General features: G+C 56.9%; 15 protein-coding genes. 13 read left to right on the forward strand and 2 right to left on the reverse strand.

Translation table 11 applies throughout. The features are described 5' to 3' along the window. The 6 genes from ABYM29_RS11050 to ABYM29_RS11075 form a co-directional block, all read left to right on the forward strand. Positions 1–370 (forward strand): hypothetical protein (locus tag ABYM29_RS11050; protein WP_372864818.1); only part of this gene is annotated, 370 nt, incomplete at its 5' end. Between the two features lie 128 nt (positions 371–498). Then, positions 499–1,080: a hypothetical protein gene (locus ABYM29_RS11055; protein ID WP_372864819.1), complete on the forward strand. Its 582-nt coding sequence runs from the start codon at positions 499–501 to the stop codon at positions 1,078–1,080. 72 nt (positions 1,081–1,152) lie between these two features. Further along, positions 1,153–1,875 carry a carboxy-S-adenosyl-L-methionine synthase CmoA gene (cmoA, locus tag ABYM29_RS11060; protein ID WP_372864820.1) on the forward strand — a complete coding sequence of 241 codons (723 nt, stop codon included), beginning with the start codon at positions 1,153–1,155 and terminating at the stop codon, positions 1,873–1,875. After that, positions 1,872–2,855: a tRNA 5-methoxyuridine(34)/uridine 5-oxyacetic acid(34) synthase CmoB gene (cmoB, locus tag ABYM29_RS11065; protein WP_372864821.1), complete on the forward strand. Its 984-nt coding sequence runs from the start codon at positions 1,872–1,874 to the stop codon at positions 2,853–2,855. The genes cmoA and cmoB overlap by 4 nt, the downstream gene beginning before the upstream one ends. A 193-nt stretch (positions 2,856–3,048) precedes the next feature. Next, on the forward strand, positions 3,049–4,485 hold the full coding sequence (locus ABYM29_RS11070) for a DUF1631 family protein (RefSeq protein WP_372864822.1): 1,437 nt from the start codon (positions 3,049–3,051) through the stop codon (positions 4,483–4,485). A 110-nt stretch (positions 4,486–4,595) separates the two neighbouring features. Next, positions 4,596–5,873, forward strand: coding sequence for an aminotransferase class I/II-fold pyridoxal phosphate-dependent enzyme (locus ABYM29_RS11075; protein WP_372864832.1), 1,278 nt, complete (start codon positions 4,596–4,598; stop codon positions 5,871–5,873). A gap of 86 nt (positions 5,874–5,959) precedes the next feature. On the opposite strand, the gene ABYM29_RS11080 is transcribed toward ABYM29_RS11075, so the two are convergent. After that, positions 5,960–6,304: a DUF1820 family protein gene (locus tag ABYM29_RS11080; RefSeq protein WP_372864823.1), complete on the reverse strand. Its 345-nt coding sequence runs from the start codon at positions 6,302–6,304 to the stop codon at positions 5,960–5,962. A gap of 156 nt (positions 6,305–6,460) precedes the next feature. Between ABYM29_RS11080 and miaB the strand changes: the two genes are divergently transcribed. The 5 genes from miaB to ABYM29_RS11105 all read left to right on the forward strand — a co-directional run bounded on the left by miaB (position 6,461) and on the right by ABYM29_RS11105 (position 11,899). Continuing rightward, positions 6,461–7,798, forward strand: a complete 1,338-nt coding sequence (miaB, locus tag ABYM29_RS11085) for a tRNA (N6-isopentenyl adenosine(37)-C2)-methylthiotransferase MiaB (protein WP_372864824.1) — start codon at positions 6,461–6,463, stop codon at positions 7,796–7,798. A 115-nt stretch (positions 7,799–7,913) separates the two neighbouring features. Next, positions 7,914–8,885, forward strand: a complete 972-nt coding sequence (locus tag ABYM29_RS11090) for a PhoH family protein (RefSeq protein WP_372864825.1) — start codon at positions 7,914–7,916, stop codon at positions 8,883–8,885. A 1-nt stretch (position 8,886) separates the two neighbouring features. Next, the gene (gene ybeY, locus ABYM29_RS11095; RefSeq protein ID WP_372864826.1) at positions 8,887–9,351 is read left to right on the forward strand and encodes an rRNA maturation RNase YbeY; all 465 of its coding nucleotides are present in this window, start codon (positions 8,887–8,889) and stop codon (positions 9,349–9,351) included. A 42-nt stretch (positions 9,352–9,393) separates the two neighbouring features. Further along, a complete protein-coding gene (locus ABYM29_RS11100; protein ID WP_372864827.1) occupies positions 9,394–10,251 on the forward strand; it encodes an HlyC/CorC family transporter in 858 nt (285 codons plus the stop codon). An 85-nt stretch (positions 10,252–10,336) separates the two neighbouring features. Beyond that, positions 10,337–11,899 carry an FMN-binding glutamate synthase family protein gene (locus ABYM29_RS11105; protein ID WP_372864828.1) on the forward strand — a complete coding sequence of 521 codons (1,563 nt, stop codon included), beginning with the start codon at positions 10,337–10,339 and terminating at the stop codon, positions 11,897–11,899. 119 nt (positions 11,900–12,018) lie between these two features. On the opposite strand, the gene ABYM29_RS11110 is transcribed toward ABYM29_RS11105, so the two are convergent. Further along, positions 12,019–13,800, reverse strand: coding sequence for a TolC family outer membrane protein (locus ABYM29_RS11110; protein ID WP_372864829.1), 1,782 nt, complete (start codon positions 13,798–13,800; stop codon positions 12,019–12,021). Between the two features lie 432 nt (positions 13,801–14,232). Between ABYM29_RS11110 and ABYM29_RS11115 the strand changes: the two genes are divergently transcribed. Beyond that, positions 14,233–14,847, forward strand: coding sequence for a transglutaminase-like cysteine peptidase (locus tag ABYM29_RS11115; protein WP_372864830.1), 615 nt, complete (start codon positions 14,233–14,235; stop codon positions 14,845–14,847). Positions 14,848–14,857: 10 nt separating this feature from the next. Further along, positions 14,858–16,242, forward strand: a 1,385-nt coding sequence (locus ABYM29_RS11120; protein ID WP_372864831.1) for a LapD/MoxY N-terminal periplasmic domain-containing protein, incomplete at its 3' end; no start/stop codon positions are given.

Consider the following 16,242-nt stretch of genomic DNA (forward strand, 5'->3'; position numbering starts at 1 on the left):
AGAACGCGTCACCCTGAGAGAAAGCATTGTTATTGTGCTGTCTGGCTCCAGCCTCAATGTCAACCTCAGCCCCGCCAGCGTCAACCTCGACAGCGGCACCGCCACCGTCACCGTCAGCATTGACGACGTTAATGGCCAGGTCCCTCCTGCCGGCACGACTATTACTGTCACAACCGACCAGGGCAGTATTAGCGGCCCGTCGAGCGAAACCATGCTATCGACCAACACCCAGGGGCCCGCCGTATTTGCGTTTCGCATCAAACAGGGATCCAAGCCCGGCCAGGGCACCTTTAGCGTAGAAGTCACCACGCCCAAGGGCGTTGTTTCGCGCGCCTTTGCCAACGTGAGCCAAACTGTCACACCGCCGTAAGGCGCATCGAACGGGGTGCCTTGTACAGACACCTTAAGCACCCCGTTCACCCTCCCCCCGTTCACAAGTTCCAGCAAGCTGTTACACTTCCCCGCTGATCAAAACCACTGACCAGCCAGGACGTTTTCATGCCACTGCCTCGCCTTGCCCTACCCCTGTGTTTACTGGCCGCCTGCACATCATTCAACGCAGCTGCCGACGCCCGCCACTACTCCTACGTAGAGCTCGCCTATGCCTACCAAAGCACCGACTGGGGGCCCTATGCCGAAGAAAGCAACATGACTTTTCTCGCCAGTGCCGAGGCCTTTGACTACCTCCATATACACGCCCGCTACAACAACGGCGACACCTATCTGCCCCGCGGCGTAATACAAGATGGCTGGTGGACCTACGGCCTGGGTGGTCACTACTACCTCAACAGCCGCACTTCGCTGCTGATTGGCGCCGACCGCCATGAGTTACAGTCGCAGAGCGGCCGCCCCAATCAGCGCGGCTGGGAATACAAAATTGGCGTTCGCCACGACATTAATCAGCAGTGGCGGCTGACGCTGGAGGCCGGCGATCACAATGTGGTTGTCGACGACGACACAACCTTCATTTTTGAGACGCTCTATCAGCCCCGCCCGAAGCTGGGTTTTGTCTTCCGGGTGCGCGACTACGACAAACTCGACCTCAGTTCTTACGAGATCGGCGCGCGCTGGGACTATTAAGCCGTGCCCGGGGCACTGAGTATCCCGCTGAGGCTGTGCTAAAATGCCGCGACATTTTGCAGCCCTCAGCCCATGACCAAGACCGACGACATTTATTCCAGCCCACATCGTGAGCTGCAGCGCTTCGCCTTCGACGAACAGGTAGTCGAAGTCTTTCCCGACATGATCCAGCGCTCGGTGCCGGGCTACGCCACCATTATCGCCATGACTGGCGTAATGGCCGGGCGCTACGCCAAAGACGGCAGCCACTGCTACGACCTTGGCTGCTCATTGGGCGCCAGCTCACTGGCCATTGCCCGCGAGACCGCCGAACGCGATATTCGACTGATCGGCGTCGACAACTCCGCGGCGATGATCGAACGCTGCCGAGACTATTGCCGACAATCAAATACCACCATTGAGTTGCGCTGCGAAGCCATCCAGGACACCGAGATCAGCAATGCCTCAGTGGTAGTACTGAATTTTACCCTGCAGTTTGTGCCAGAACGCGAGCGCCAGGCACTGTGCCAACGCATTTGCGACGCCATGCGACCCGGCGGCATCTTGATTCTGTCGGAAAAAATCAAGTTTGCCGACGACCACCTGCAAGAGCTCAACACCGAGCTGCACCACGCATTTAAACGGGCAAACGGCTACAGCGAGATGGAAGTTGCCCAGAAACGCAGCGCCCTGGAAAACGTACTCATCCCGGAAACGCTCAGCCAACACCAGCAACGACTGAAAAGCTGTGGCTTCAGCAGTGTTGATGTGTGGTTTCAATGTTTCAACTTTGCGTCGATGGTCGCCATTAAATGAACCACCCACGAATGGATTTTCAACCCTTCCTCGACCTATTGGCCCGCGACGAGAAACTGGCCAACTGGGCGAGCGCACTGCCGGCGCAGATCCGCGCCGGCCTAAACCCCAAGCGCTATGGCGACCTCCCGCGCTGGCAGCAGGCGCTGAACGAACTGCCCGCGCTCACCCCAGAGCATATTCACCTCAATCAATCTCGGGTTGGCGCCAGCGGCGACATCACCCCCAGCGATCAGCAACAGCTCCGCGAGGCGCTGCTGGGCCTGCACCCCTGGCGCAAAGGGCCCTTTGAGCTGTTCGGCGTACATATAGACACCGAGTGGCGCAGCGACTGGAAATGGCAGCGCCTGGCGCATGCCATAGCACCGCTGCAGGGACGACGGGTACTGGATGTCGGCTGCGGCAGTGGCTACCACTGCTGGCGCATGCGCGGCGCCGGCGCGGCACTGGTCGCAGGCATCGACCCCACACCACTATTTGTTATGCAGCACTTCGCCCTGCAGCACTATCTGCGCGACCCCGCAGTCGCCGTTTTGCCGATGGGCATTGAGCAACTCCCAGAAAAACTCGCGGCCTTCGACACTGTATTTTCGATGGGCATCCTCTACCACCGCCGCTCCCCCTTTGACCACCTGCTACAACTTCGCGACGCGCTGCGCAGCGGCGGCGAACTAGTACTGGAAACCCTCGTTATCGACGGCAAACTCGGTGACTGCCTAGTTCCCGAGGGACGCTACAGCAAAATGGGCAATGTCTGGTTTATCCCCAGCACCGCGACGCTGGAGAGCTGGCTGCGCAAAACCGGCTTTCAGAACATCCGCCTCATCGACGTCGGCACCACCAGCACTGACGAGCAGCGCCGCACACCGTGGATGCGCTTTCACTCGCTGGCGGAATTCCTCGACCCCAATGACGCCAGCCTCACCGCCGAAGGCCATCCCGCGCCGCGCCGCGCCGTGCTGATCGGCAACAAGGCCTAGCCCTGATACACTAAAATCTCTCGCTGCGACATAGCGAGATTAGACATCCATCAAACTTTCAGAAAAAATACAGGCATATTAAAAGGCCTGCCTTACATTTGTGGTATGTTCCACTGAGCACAAAACAGGCAAAACACTAAGGGCTGATATCCAGTATATGGATACAACAATCGCGGCAACGTTAACAGCGACCATGAATACGCTGACCAACAAGTGGTTTGACGACCACTTGTACCGCTATTTAGAGCGCCTGCAGGATAACTTCCATCGCCGCGCCCTGAGCACTGCCGACAAAATTGAGCAAGACGCCCTGCTGGCCCAGCAGCAGCGCATTAAAAATGGCCAAGATGAGGCCTACCGGCAGTTTTCACGCCAGCTACAACACAATATCAACAATTCCCGGCCCTACAGCCCCGGCGGCCACACCAAGCTCGACCAGCTGCTGCAGCGCTGCCAGCAACAACAGAACCAACAGCTCAGCGACCACTGCGCCACACTCTGCCGCGCCATCTCGCCGATGCTCATTCTCGCCAGTTTTCAACATCTGGCGAAGCCCCTCAAGATCGACCGCCAACACCTGAGCCAGGCCCTGTCATTGTTCAATGTGTTAGTCCTGCGCGAGGCTCCCAAGCTCTACGATATACTGCTCGCACAGCTGCCCGGCACCAGCACTCCCCACCCTCAACGGGGCCTGGAAGACTGGATCAGCCACATTGAACAACAGCTCAATGAACAGAATCTCAACGCTCGCCAGCGCGCCCTAAACGAGCTGCGCCTGCAGCGCCTGCGCTCCCGCGACAAGCCCCTCAGCACAGATGCCAGCGACAAACTGTCAGACCAGCAATTGATCAGCGAAGCCGCCGCGATATTCAGTCGCAGCCACATTAACCGCCGACAACTATCCCCCAGTGTTGTCGCCTCGCTAAACACCCTGCAAACCCTTGTCAGCAATGTCGCCCTGCAGGACCGCCAGTTATTTCTTAACCCCCTGCACCCCGCCCGACAAATCTGTCACCAACTCGTCGCCAGCAGCGAACGCTGGCAGCATGCCGACCCCAGCCTGCAACAAGAATTTGAGCGCTCGCTTCGCGATATCGTTCGCGGGCTTGAACGCGACCAACAGCACGGCAAGCACTTTAGCCAACGCCAGGATGAAGTCGACCGCTGCTGTCAGCAACTGGTACAAAGCGCCAAGCTCAACGACCGCCGCAAACTTCATGCCGAAGCCGGCAAGCGGCGCATTACCCGCTTGCGACGCAAGGTGCACGCACTGATTGATCAAAAAACCCACGGCGTTAACTTACCTGCCAGCATCGACAACCTGCTCTACGGGCCCATGACCAGCATATTGCTGTTCCACTGGCTCCGCCACGGCAGCAATAGCGACGCCCTGCGTCGCAACCTCGGCCTGGTAGACGACATATTGTGGTATATCAAGCCACATCGCGATTGGACCCTACTGCGCCGCGCCAAAGACATGGGCGGCGATGTCGAACAGCGCCTGCTCGACGGCTTCAAACGCATCAACCTGGACGACAGCAGCGCCCGTGCACTCATTGATGAACTCCACCAGCTGCGCCTCATTGCCTCAGGCATGTCCGGCATCAGCGGCCACAGCGATCGTCCCTAATCTGCGCCTTACTGCCGCCAGCCAAAGCAGTTATACTTAGCCCCCGCGGCGCGCTCACCGCGCCGCGCCATTACCCCAGCCAACGCTAAGCGCATTTTAAGGTGACGATCTTGCAACTCGACCAAGCATCTACGGAACAATTACGCGAATGGGAAAGCGCCCTCAGCGCGGAATATGAGCAATATCAGGCCGCAGACCTCAGCCTCGACCTGACCCGCGGCAAACCCAGCGGCGAGCAACTCAGCTTGTCGGACAGTATTCTCGACGTTCTCGGCAACGACCTTGGCAACGACGGCAATATTGACCTGCGCAATTACGGCGGCCTCGACGGTATTAGCGAGTGCAAACGCCTGTTTGCCCCGGTACTGGGTGTTGCGGAAGACGAAATCCTGATCGGCGGCAACAGCAGCCTCACACTGATGTACTTCGCCGTTTTATTTGCCTCGCAAATGGGCTTTGGCGACCTAGGGCCGGCGTGGAAGAGCGGCGGCAAGCCGGTGAAGTTCCTCTGCCCCGTTCCCGGCTACGATCGGCACTTTGCGGTCTGCGAACACCTCGGCATCGACATGATCCCAGTGGCCATGAACGACGACGGCCCAGACATGGATCAAGTGGAAGCCTTAGTCAAAGCTGACACCAGCATTAAAGGCATCTGGTGTGTGCCGCGCTTCAGCAACCCAACCGGCATCGTGTACAGCGACGCCGTGGTTGAGCGCATCGCAAAGCTGGCCACCGTCGCCGGCAACAACTTCCGTGTATTCTGGGACAATGCCTACGCCGTGCACAGCCTGAGTGACTCTGCGCCTCAGCTTGCCAGCTTGATGGCTGCCGCAAAACAGGCCGGCACCGCAGACAGCGTCTACCTGTTCGGCTCCACCTCAAAAATCACCTACGCCGGCGCCGGCGTCGCCTTTGTCGGCATGTCTGCCGCCAACCTCAAAGCCTTTAGCAAGCACCTGGGCATGACCCAAATTGGCCCCGACAAGATTAACCAATTGCGTCACGTCCGACTCCTCAAAGACAGCGACGGCCTCACAAAACATATGCGCCAGCATGCTGACGTGCTCAAACCCCGCTTCGACATCGTCCTCAAGCACCTCAAGGACGGCATTGGCGACAGCGGCCTATTGAGCTGGACGGCCCCAGAAGGCGGCTACTTTATCTCAGTGGACACCCTGCCCGGGCTGGCCAAGCAAGTTGTGGCAATGGCCGCCGACGCTGGCGTCAAGCTCACCCCTGCCGGCGCCACCTTCCCCTATGGCAAAGACCCGGAAGACCGCAATATTCGCATCGCACCCAGCGTCCCCTCTCTGGAGGAGATCGATCGCGCCATGCAAGTGTTCGTCAACTGCGTAAAACTGGCCTCGGTCCGCCAGCGCCTCGCTTGAGCGCTCTGCATAACAAATAAAAAAGGGGCCCAAAGGCCCCTTTTTTATTATCCCATCAACCGGCGCTATGCTGCCGGCTAACGCCATTATTCACTGCCAGGCCCCTTTGGCACAGGTCGGCCGCTGGCCATCGGAAAATGACGCACATTGCTGCCGCCCTCCGAGTCTATAATCTTGCCCGCACCCTCCTTTTCTACCTCATCGATACGAATCACCGACTGCATAGGCAAATAGCTGCGAATCACGCCATTGAACTCCGCTTTCAGCTTTTCTTCACCGGGATTCACCACTATTTGCCCCGGCTCGCCAAAAACAAACTCTTCCACCTCGATAAAGCCGTACATATCGCTTTGAAAGATCGCCCGGGCATACAGCTCGTACACCTGACTGTTGTTGTGAAAAATCACCTTGTAGATTGGGGACTTAGCCATGGATTTTGCAGTTCTCTATCAAAAATGTGTCGCCAAAGAGGCCGTCGTGCGGCGGCGGATCATACCACAACTCCCTCCAGGCACCGAACTCATTGGGCTTTGGGGCGCGACACCGCTATAATGTCGACCCATTTTCCAGCGACTTGTCGCCACACCATGACTGAAAAAACCAAAAAGCTCTACATCAAGACCCACGGCTGCCAGATGAATGAATACGACTCCTCCCGTATTCAAGACCTGCTGGGGGTTAGTCACGGCCTGGAACCTACCGACAACCCGGAAGACGCCGACGTGCTGTTGCTGAACACCTGCTCGATTCGCGAAAAGGCGCAGGAGAAGGTTTTCCACCAGCTGGGCCGCTGGAAAAAACTCAAAGACAAAAACCCCGACCTGTTAATTGGTGTCGGAGGCTGTGTCGCCAGCCAGGAAGGCGCGGATATCGGTCAGCGCGCCCCCTACGTCGATGTCATTTTTGGCCCGCAAACCCTGCATCGCGTGCCGGACATGATCAACCAACGCAAGCCCGATGGCCCCGTCGTTGTCGACGTCACCTTCCCTGAGATCGAAAAATTCGACAGCCTGCCCGAACCCAGTGTCGACGGCCCAAGCGCATTTGTCTCGATTATGGAAGGCTGCTCCAAATACTGCACCTTCTGCGTGGTGCCCTACACCCGCGGCGAAGAAGTCAGCCGGCCATTTGACGACGTCATTGCTGAAGTCGCCCAGCTGGCTGCCAAGGGCGTGCGCGAAGTCAACCTGCTAGGCCAGAACGTCAACGCCTATCGCGGCGAAAACCACGAGGGCGAGATCGTCGACTTCGCCGAGCTGCTGGGCTTTGTCGCCCAGGTTCCCGGCATCGATCGCATCCGCTACACCACCTCGCACCCGGTGGAGTTCAGCGACGCGCTCATCGAGGCCTACCGCGATATCCCCGAACTGGTCGACCACCTGCACCTGCCGGTACAAAGTGGCAGCAATCGCATCTTGGCAGCCATGAAACGCGGCCACGCCCACGAGGAATACCGGGAAAAGATCGCCAAACTCCGGGAAATACGCCCAAATATAAGCCTATCTTCAGACTTCATTATTGGCTTCCCAGGCGAAACCGAGAGCGACTTCAACGATACCATGGCACTGATTGCCGATATCGGCTTTGACCACAGCTTTAGCTTCATCTACAGCGCCCGCCCCGGCACGCCGGCCGCCCAGCTCGACGACGACACCCCTGAAGCGGTCAAAAAAGAACGTTTGCAGCGCCTGCAGCACCGCATTCTGCAGCAGGCTAGCCAGATCAGCCGGCAAATGGTCGGCAGCACCCAGCGCATTCTGGTGAGCGGTGTTTCCAAAAAGGACCCTGGGCAACTGCAGGGGCGCACCGAGAACAACCGCGTTGTGAATTTTTCTTCGTCAAATCATGGGCTTATCGGCGATTTTGCCAACGTAACAATCACCGAAGCGCTACCCAACTCACTGCGTGGTGAACTGCTGCACTGAATCACTCAAGGCACGGCCAGCGCAACCGCGGTGATTGCGGATTTCCGCGCTGCCAAATTCGGCGTATTCTGACCCTATTCCCCTACAGGTCGCGGTGGCGACAAGCGGAGCAACATTGACAGCACAGGCAACTCAACGCGTACTCACTCTAGAGCCCAGCGACAGCCAACATTTGGCCGCGCTCTGCGGGCGTCTCGATGAACACCTCAAATTAATAGAGCAGCGCCTGCAAGTGCATATCGCCGCCCGCGCCAACACCTTTCAGATCAGCGGCGACGACAGTGCGGTTGAAGAAACCGTGCAGCTGCTCAAGCACCTGTACCGAGAAAGTGTTTCCGGCACCACACTGAGCCCGGAGGCGATTCACTTGCGCATGCAGCAATCACACCTGGAACAATTGCCCAGCGGCGACGACGAGCCCGTCGTCATCCGCACCAAAAAAGGCAGCATCAAGCCCCGCGGCGGCAATCAACAGAACTATGTCCGCGCGATTCAGCAAAACGATGTAAATTTCGGTATCGGCCCCGCCGGCACCGGCAAAACCTATCTGGCGGTGGCCTGCGCGGTAGAGGCGCTGATCTCCCACCAGGTACAGCGCATATTGCTGGTGCGCCCGGCGGTGGAAGCCGGCGAAAAACTGGGCTTCTTACCCGGTGATCTGGCCCAGAAAATCGACCCCTATCTGCGCCCTCTCTACGATGCCCTCTACGAGATGCTCGGCAACGACACCGTGACCAAGCTAATTGAGCGCAATGTTATAGAAATCGCGCCGCTGGCCTATATGCGCGGCCGCACCCTCAACGACTCCTTTATCATTCTCGACGAAGCCCAAAATACCACCCGCGAACAGATGAAAATGTTCCTTACCCGTATTGGCTTCGGCTCGACGGCGGTCATCACCGGCGACGCGACCCAGATTGATTTGCCGCGCGGCACACCGAGCGGCCTGACTCATGTCATGAAAGTACTGGACGATGTGGAAGGCATCACCCTGACCTATTTTCAGGCCAAAGACGTGGTGCGCCATCCACTGGTGCAAAAGATTGTCGAGGCCTACGCCGCATTCGAAGACGAGCAGCCCCGCTAATATGGTCTGCAGCCTAGACTTAGACGTGCAAATCGCCTGTGATACAGCGGCCGGCCTGCCAACTACCGAACAGCTACAGCAATGGGCCGGCGCGGCACTGCAGAGCCGGCGTGATGTAGCCGAATTAACGGTACGCCTAGTTGACGAAGGCGAAAGCCAGGCGCTGAACCGCGACTACCGCGGCAAAGACAAGCCGACCAATGTGCTGTCGTTTCCCGCCGACCTGCCGCCAGAGCTCGAATTACCCCTGCTCGGCGACCTGGTAGTTTGCCGGCAGGTCGTAGAACGCGAAGCCGTCGAGCAAAACAAGGCGCTCAGCGATCACTGGGCGCATATGATAATTCACGGTACACTCCACTTGCTTGGCTATGATCACATCGACGATGACGACGCCGAGCAAATGGAAGCACTTGAGATTGCCCTGCTTGAGCAACTCGGTATCAGCAACCCCTACGAGGCGCAATAAGCGCCCGGCGATAACGCAACAACGAGGACAGCACACAAAATCATGAGCGAAGACCGATCTAGCAGCGATCCAGGTGACAAGTCCTGGATCGAAAAAATAGCCCATGCATTTTCCTCCGAACCGAAAACCCGCGAAGATCTGCTCGATATCTTAGCGGTGGCCCGCCAAAACGAAGTCATCGACGACGATGCCACCAGTATCGTCGAAGGTGCCATGCACATCAGTGAGATGCAGGCGCGGGAAATCATGATTCCACGCCCGCAAATGGTCGTGCTGAAAATCGAGCAACCGCTCAGCGAGCTACTGCCGATCATCATGGAAACCGGGCACTCGCGCTACCCAGTGATCGGCGACACCCTCGATGAAGTGCAGGGCATACTGCTATCCAAAGATCTGCTGCCCCTACTGTGGAAAACTGGCAATACCGACGATATCGACCTGCGCGAGGTGCTGCGCCCCGCCACACTGGTACCCGAGAGCAAGCGGCTAAATGTGCTACTGCGCGACTTTCGCGAAAAACGCAATCACATGGCCGTGGTCATCGACGAATACGGTGGTGCCGCCGGACTGATCACCATTGAAGACATCCTCGAGCAAATTGTCGGCGACATTGAAGACGAATACGACGAAGAAGACGATTTGCCAATACGCAAAATCGCCGACAACGACTTTGTCGTCAAAGCACTCACCCCCATCGAAGACTTTAACGACTACTTCAAAGCCGCCCTCAACGACGACGAGTTCGACACCATCGGCGGCCTGTTACTGCAGTCTTTCGGCCATCTACCCAGTCGCAATGAAGTCGCACAACTCGACCGCTTCGAGTTCAAAGTGGTCAATGCCGACCACCGCCAGATTCACCTGCTGCGCATGCGCGAAATGCCTGAGGCACTCAGCTAGCCGCCCCTAGGCAACAATAAAGTTGAACTCCCCTCACCCAGCCGGTCTACAATGAACCACTGGCACGGCCCAAGAGGGGAGTTTTATGTCCGGCAGCACACTCGCAACACTCAACGACTTAGCTCACAGCCTACTCGGCTACAGTGCGTTAATCTTCGTCGCACTACTCGTCGCCGGGGTGATCTATTTAGCCGTGCTTTACTATCGCGACGCCAACCAAACCCAACACGCGATCCGCCGTAACTACCCCCTTATCGGCCGCTTCCGCTATGTTTTTGAGCACCTCGGCGAGTTCTTCCGGCAGTACTTCTTTGCCATGGACCGCGAAGAATTGCCCTTCAACCGCTCCCAGCGTTCCTGGGTGTACCGCGCCGCCAAGAACATAGACACTACCATCGCCTTCGGCTCCACGCGGCCACTCAATCACACCAACGAAGTGCTATTTGCGAACTGTTTATTCCCCACCCTCAGTGAAGACGCCGTACCCACCCACAGCGTCACCATTGGCGAGGGCTACTGCCGCGAACCCTATAGCAGCGCCGCCATCTTTCATATTTCCGGCATGAGCTACGGCGCGGTGTCCAAACCCGCCATCCAAGCCCTGGCTGCCGGTGCCCGTGAAGCCGGCATCTGGCTCAATACTGGCGAAGGCGGCCTGTCCCCCTACCACCTAGAAGCCGGCTGCGACCTGGTGTTCCAAATCGGCACCGCCAAATACGGCGTGCGCGATGCCCAGGGAAAACTCTGCGATCAACGACTGCAGGAAATTGCCGCCTACCCGCAGGTTCGCATGTTCGAGCTCAAACTCAGCCAGGGGGCCAAACCGGGCAAGGGCGGTATACTGCCCGGCGGCAAAGTGACCGAGGAAGTCGCCAAGATTCGCGGCATTCCCCTCGGCCAGGACTCCATCAGCCCCAACGGTCACCCCGACATCCGCAGCATCGACGAATTACTCGACACCCTAGCGCGCATCCGCCGCGTCACCGGCAAGCCGGTAGGCTTCAAAATGGTTCTTGGCTTTAGCGAATGGCTGGACGAACTCGGCGAAGCCATCCACCGCCGCGGTCTAGAGTTCGCCCCAGACTTCATCACCATCGACAGCGCCGACGGCGGCACCGGCGCCGCGCCACAAAGCCTGATGGATTACGTCGGCCTGCCTCTTCGCCGCAGCTTGCCGCTGGTCGTCGACAAACTCAGCGAATACCGGCTGCGCGAGCGCATTAAAGTGATCGCCTCTGGCAAAATGATCAACCCTGCCGAAGCCGCCTGGGCACTGTGCGTAGGGGCAAACTTTGTGGTCAGCGCCCGCGGATTTATGTTCGCACTGGGCTGCATTCAAGCCCTGCAGTGCAATAAAAATACCTGCCCCACCGGTGTTACCACCCACAATCCCGACCTCCAACGCGGCTTAGTACCCGCCAACAAGGCCAAACGCGTGGCCAATTACGCCACAAACCTCATGCACGAAGTCGGTGTTATTGCTCATTCCTGCGGTGTGCGTGAGGCCCGCGCCCTGCAGCGCCGCCATGTCTACCTCATTGACGAGCTCGGTGTACCAGAGCCCTTAAGCGTCCGCTACCCGGATAAAACACCGCACCCAGAATACCTCATTGCCAGCGACCAAAGAGACTCCGAGAAACACCGTTAAGGGCCATCACGAAGCCGGGGCACGGTGCTAACCGAGCCCACTCCGGCATTATCGATGTCCATAAAAAAACCCCAGCCGATACTGGGGTTTTTAACGCATGCAACAACAAATGCGAAGATTTATGGCCTCTTCTCAGGAATCAAAGGAATGAATTCAACCCGGCGATTCTGTGCGCGACCAACTCGGCTATCATTCGCCGCCACAGGTTCGCCCTCCCCTTTGCCAATAGCATCTAAGCGCCTGACAGCAATACCATACTTGCGAATCAACACCTCTCGGACGGAGTTGGCCCGACGCTGAGACAAGCCGCGGTTATAGTCCTCACTTCCCACAGAATCGGTATGCCCCAATATCTGCGCATTGATCTCCGGGTTTTCCCGCAAGTAGGTCGCCGCATCAGCAAGGTCTTTATCGTAGCTGGCATCCACTTTGTCAGAATCAAATTTGAAGCGCACATCCATGCGGTAGGCTCTCTGATCACCCTTGCGGAGCTGCGCCAGCAAGCTCTCTCGACGATTGAAGTAATCCTGCATGCTGGGACCTTCTTCCGTCGCACAGCCTGCCGTCCGGCGCCCAAATTTAGACGGATCAACTCGCCCCTCCACGCCCATCGACTCGGTCAGCAAACCCATAGTGGAGAGCGAGCGCAACTTAGCCAAGGCCAAATCATTTTTGGCATTGACCAGCGCGCGACTAACGTCAAAATACTCATTTTCCGAGTCCAGCAAGTCCAGCAGTGTCCGCTCGCCAATATCAAACTGCTTGCGATAAGCAAACCGCGCCTTTTCAATCGACAGCTCGTTTTTAGCCAGCAACACTAAACGCTGCTGAATACTGCTGATGTCGTTGTAGGCAATAACCATATTCTCTCGGACATCGTGACAGGCCTTGACCCGCAAGTCATATGCACGATCTTCCTCCCGCAGGGCTTGGCGACGACGGGCGACGTCGCTACCACCGCGATACAGGTTGTAACTAAATACCAGCTCTACTGCCTGATCACGACTGTAGCCATCAAGGCCGTCGAGATCGTGACCCTCTTCTGCCCGCGCCCGCAAGTTAACCGTCGGCATATAGGCGGAGCGGCGTTTTTTTGCCGCCGCCTGTGCCGCCTCTAAGTTAGCGATTGCGCGCTGCAACACCGGGCTCGTTTCATAAGCGCGGAGCAAGGCCGCTGTGCGCGTACCGGGAATCACCGACTCCGGCAACGCAGGCTGTGGCAGATCATCTGCCGGCAACGCGGTAACCACACGCTGAAAGCGGGTCACCACGTCGTGCAAATTGGTCACCTCCTGCAATAAATTAAAGTCGGCTAGAGCCAAGCGTGCACTCGCCTGCTCCAAATCAACCCCGCGACTGATCCCGGCTTCCGCGCGCTGCTTAACATGGTCAAAAATCTTGTGGTGTTCGGCCAAGTTGTCTTCAGCCAGACTGGCCAAGGCCTGATAGCGCAGCACATCAAAATAGGCGCGCCCGGCCTCCAGCGCCACCTCTTCACTAACCTGGCGCAGTTCGTAATAGGCAGCGCGCTGCGCGTCGGTTAACTGATCCACCTCATACCAGGTTTCAAAACCATCAAATAACATCTGTGTGAGTGTTAAACGAGCGGCATCACTTTTAAAACTGTCGCGTTGGAATATCGGAGTTTCGAGCCGATTCTCAGAATACTCGCCAGACACATCAAGGCTGGGCAAAAAGCCACCCTTCCCGGCCCGCAGCTCGGCGCTGCTCGCCTCAAATTGATGGTAGGCCGCCAGGACCTCTGGGTTATTTGCCACCGCGTGACGAATAGCCTGCTCAAACCCAGTGATTTTTCCGCCTTCCTGAGCGAGTGCCGAACTAAAAACACTAGCTAGTGTGAATATAAAAATCGCCTGTATTATTTGTATTTTTATATGCATTTCACGCGTCCTTGTATCCCAGCCAGTGACAACCCCGCAGAAAGTCACACCAAAGCCCAACAAAAGCTACATTCAGCCAACATGATCTACGGCATTTCCGTCAACACACGACAAGAGCATGCAAACAAGTCACCCGTTAAATTGACGGTGCGAGATCCTAATTCTAGTAGAAGATTCTCAAATTTGAGAATAAATCTACCGCCATCTACGTGGAAAACCCTGATTGACAGCGCACCCAGCAAGGATCGCTAGCGACAAATACGCATACATACGCCGCTATTCTCGCCTACACTGATAACCTGGGCGTTAGCAATCAAATAACAATTCGCTATACATTTCTTTATGCCACTTTTCCAACCCAACAAGCGTGCGGCGGGGACAAGTTTGATTACTAGGCGCTCCAAAAACTGCCAACGCGCGGCGCTATTATCTTTGTTGCTGATTGCGATAAACGCCACAACCGCCAATTTCCATCATTTTGGCCAACTCGCCGACATGCGCTATGGCCAGCCGGCCGCCACCATAGCAATGGAATTAAGCACCTTATTGGGCCAGCTGGGGCAAGCCGGCACTGCGGAGCAACTGGAACAGGTCAATCGATTCTTTAATGACCGCATTCAATTTCGCGACGACATCAAAATATGGGGTGAAAGCGACTACTGGGCGTCCCCACTGGAAATGATTGGCCAAGGTGCGGGCGACTGCGAAGACTTCAGTATCGCCAAATACACAGCGCTTAAGCTTCTCGGCATCCCCATTTCCAAATTGCGACTGACCTACGTCAAACTGAACTACGGCGGCCAAGGGCAGGCACATATGGTACTCAGTTACTACGAACGCCCCGGAGATGTCCCCCTTATACTCGACAATCTCGTTAACAGTATACGGCCCGCGACTGAGCGCCCCGACCTAAAGCCCGTATTTGGTTTTAATAGTGAAGGCCTGTGGATCGGCAATAGCGGCGGTCCCGCAAAATACGACCCCAAAGCGCGCATGTCTCGCTGGCGGGAAGTGTTATTAAAAATACAAAACGAAGGTTTAGACTAGGATGTAGCGTATGTCACTGTACAAACAGCTGTGGATTGCTATTTCAATACTAATGCTAATCGCCTTTGCGGGAAGCTTCATGGTAAGCACCGTCACCGTGATCAACAATGTCGAACAACAGCTGCGTATAAAGAACATTGATAATGCCAACAATCTCGCGCTGGCCGCCACCCAATTAGCCGGCGATTCGACAATGGTCGAAATGCTCATCCGCGCTCAGTTCGACAACGGTCACTACCAGTTTATTCGCTGGCTAGCCCCAGACGGCGAGATAAAACTCGACCTTCACCGCCCACCTGGTAACGCACAGGTGCCCGACTGGTTTAAGCGTGTGATAGATATCGAGGCCCCCAGTGGCGTCGCCGAAGTACAAGCCGGCTGGCTCCAACTCGGCTCGCTTCACCTGCAAAGTGACACGGCCTTCGCCTACGCCGCACTATGGGACAACAGTAAACGCCTCGCCCTCTACTTTTGCGTCGCCATCATCGCTAGCGGCGTACTGGGGCATATTCTTCTACATATCATTACCCACCCGCTGCTAGACGTGGTCAAACAATCTCAAGCCATGCGCGAACGCCGATTTACCAAAGTGATTCCCCCGCGCACCCGAGAATTCCGCCACTTGGTCAATGCCATGAACGAATTGTCGGATGATGTGAAAGCCTTTTTTTCCAAGGAGGCATCACAGCTGCAGCGCCTACAGGAAGAACACCGCACCGACCCTCTTACAGGCATCGCCGGCCGAGAGCATTTTCTCAAAACGCTGACCAACACCCTCATCGACCACGACTTACCCGACCAGGGCATACTCATCTTCCTGCGCATACGCGATCTGCAAGCGCTTAACCGTATTCATGATCGTCAACACATCGACAGCATGCTTGCGAATATTGGCCTTGTACTCAATAAACTCTGCCAGCAGCACCCCAACTGGCTCGCAGGCCGGCTAAACGGCTCAGATTACGCGGTTCTCGCACCGGGAAGCAGCACAAGTGATTGCAGAGACATTCATCAAGCAGTTCTGGCATGTGTAGAACAAACGGGGCTCGACGCGCTCATTCCCGCCGCATTCTACCGCTATCACAGCGGCGAAAAGCTCGGGGCACTACTTAGCCACACAGATACCGCGCTTGCCGTAGCAGAGACCCGCGATGGCTCAACATTGGAAGAAGCCGACAATCACAGCGACGAGAATGAAAGCCTGTCGCCAGAGCACTGGCGCAGCTTGCTGAAGACCATCATTGGCGGCCAAGCCGTCGAACTGGTGCACACTGCGCTGGTATCTCGTGCGGGAACCGTGCAGCACTATCGACCCGCCCTGCGCTACGTCGACAACGGCCGCACGGTCGGCCATCGCAAACTATTTTCCTGGGCCGCACGACTGGGATACAGCAT

It is taken from the genome of Spongiibacter sp. (genome assembly GCF_041602295.1).
Taxonomy (GTDB): Bacteria; Pseudomonadota; Gammaproteobacteria; order Pseudomonadales; family Spongiibacteraceae; genus Spongiibacter.

Coding starts and splice junctions, on each gene's coding strand:
- ybeY (WP_372864826.1), top strand. CDS start 8,887: ATGGTCTGCAGCCTAGACTTAGACGTGCAAATCGCCTGTGATACAGCG.
- cmoB (WP_372864821.1), top strand. CDS start 1,872: ATGAACCACCCACGAATGGATTTTCAACCCTTCCTCGACCTATTGGCC.
- cmoA (WP_372864820.1), top strand. CDS start 1,153: ATGACCAAGACCGACGACATTTATTCCAGCCCACATCGTGAGCTGCAG.
- ABYM29_RS11110 (WP_372864829.1), bottom strand. CDS start 13,800: ATGCATATAAAAATACAAATAATACAGGCGATTTTTATATTCACACTA.
- ABYM29_RS11080 (WP_372864823.1), bottom strand. CDS start 6,304: ATGGCTAAGTCCCCAATCTACAAGGTGATTTTTCACAACAACAGTCAG.
- miaB (WP_372864824.1), top strand. CDS start 6,461: ATGACTGAAAAAACCAAAAAGCTCTACATCAAGACCCACGGCTGCCAG.
- ABYM29_RS11055 (WP_372864819.1), top strand. CDS start 499: ATGCCACTGCCTCGCCTTGCCCTACCCCTGTGTTTACTGGCCGCCTGC.
- ABYM29_RS11100 (WP_372864827.1), top strand. CDS start 9,394: ATGAGCGAAGACCGATCTAGCAGCGATCCAGGTGACAAGTCCTGGATC.
- ABYM29_RS11070 (WP_372864822.1), top strand. CDS start 3,049: ATGAATACGCTGACCAACAAGTGGTTTGACGACCACTTGTACCGCTAT.
- ABYM29_RS11105 (WP_372864828.1), top strand. CDS start 10,337: ATGTCCGGCAGCACACTCGCAACACTCAACGACTTAGCTCACAGCCTA.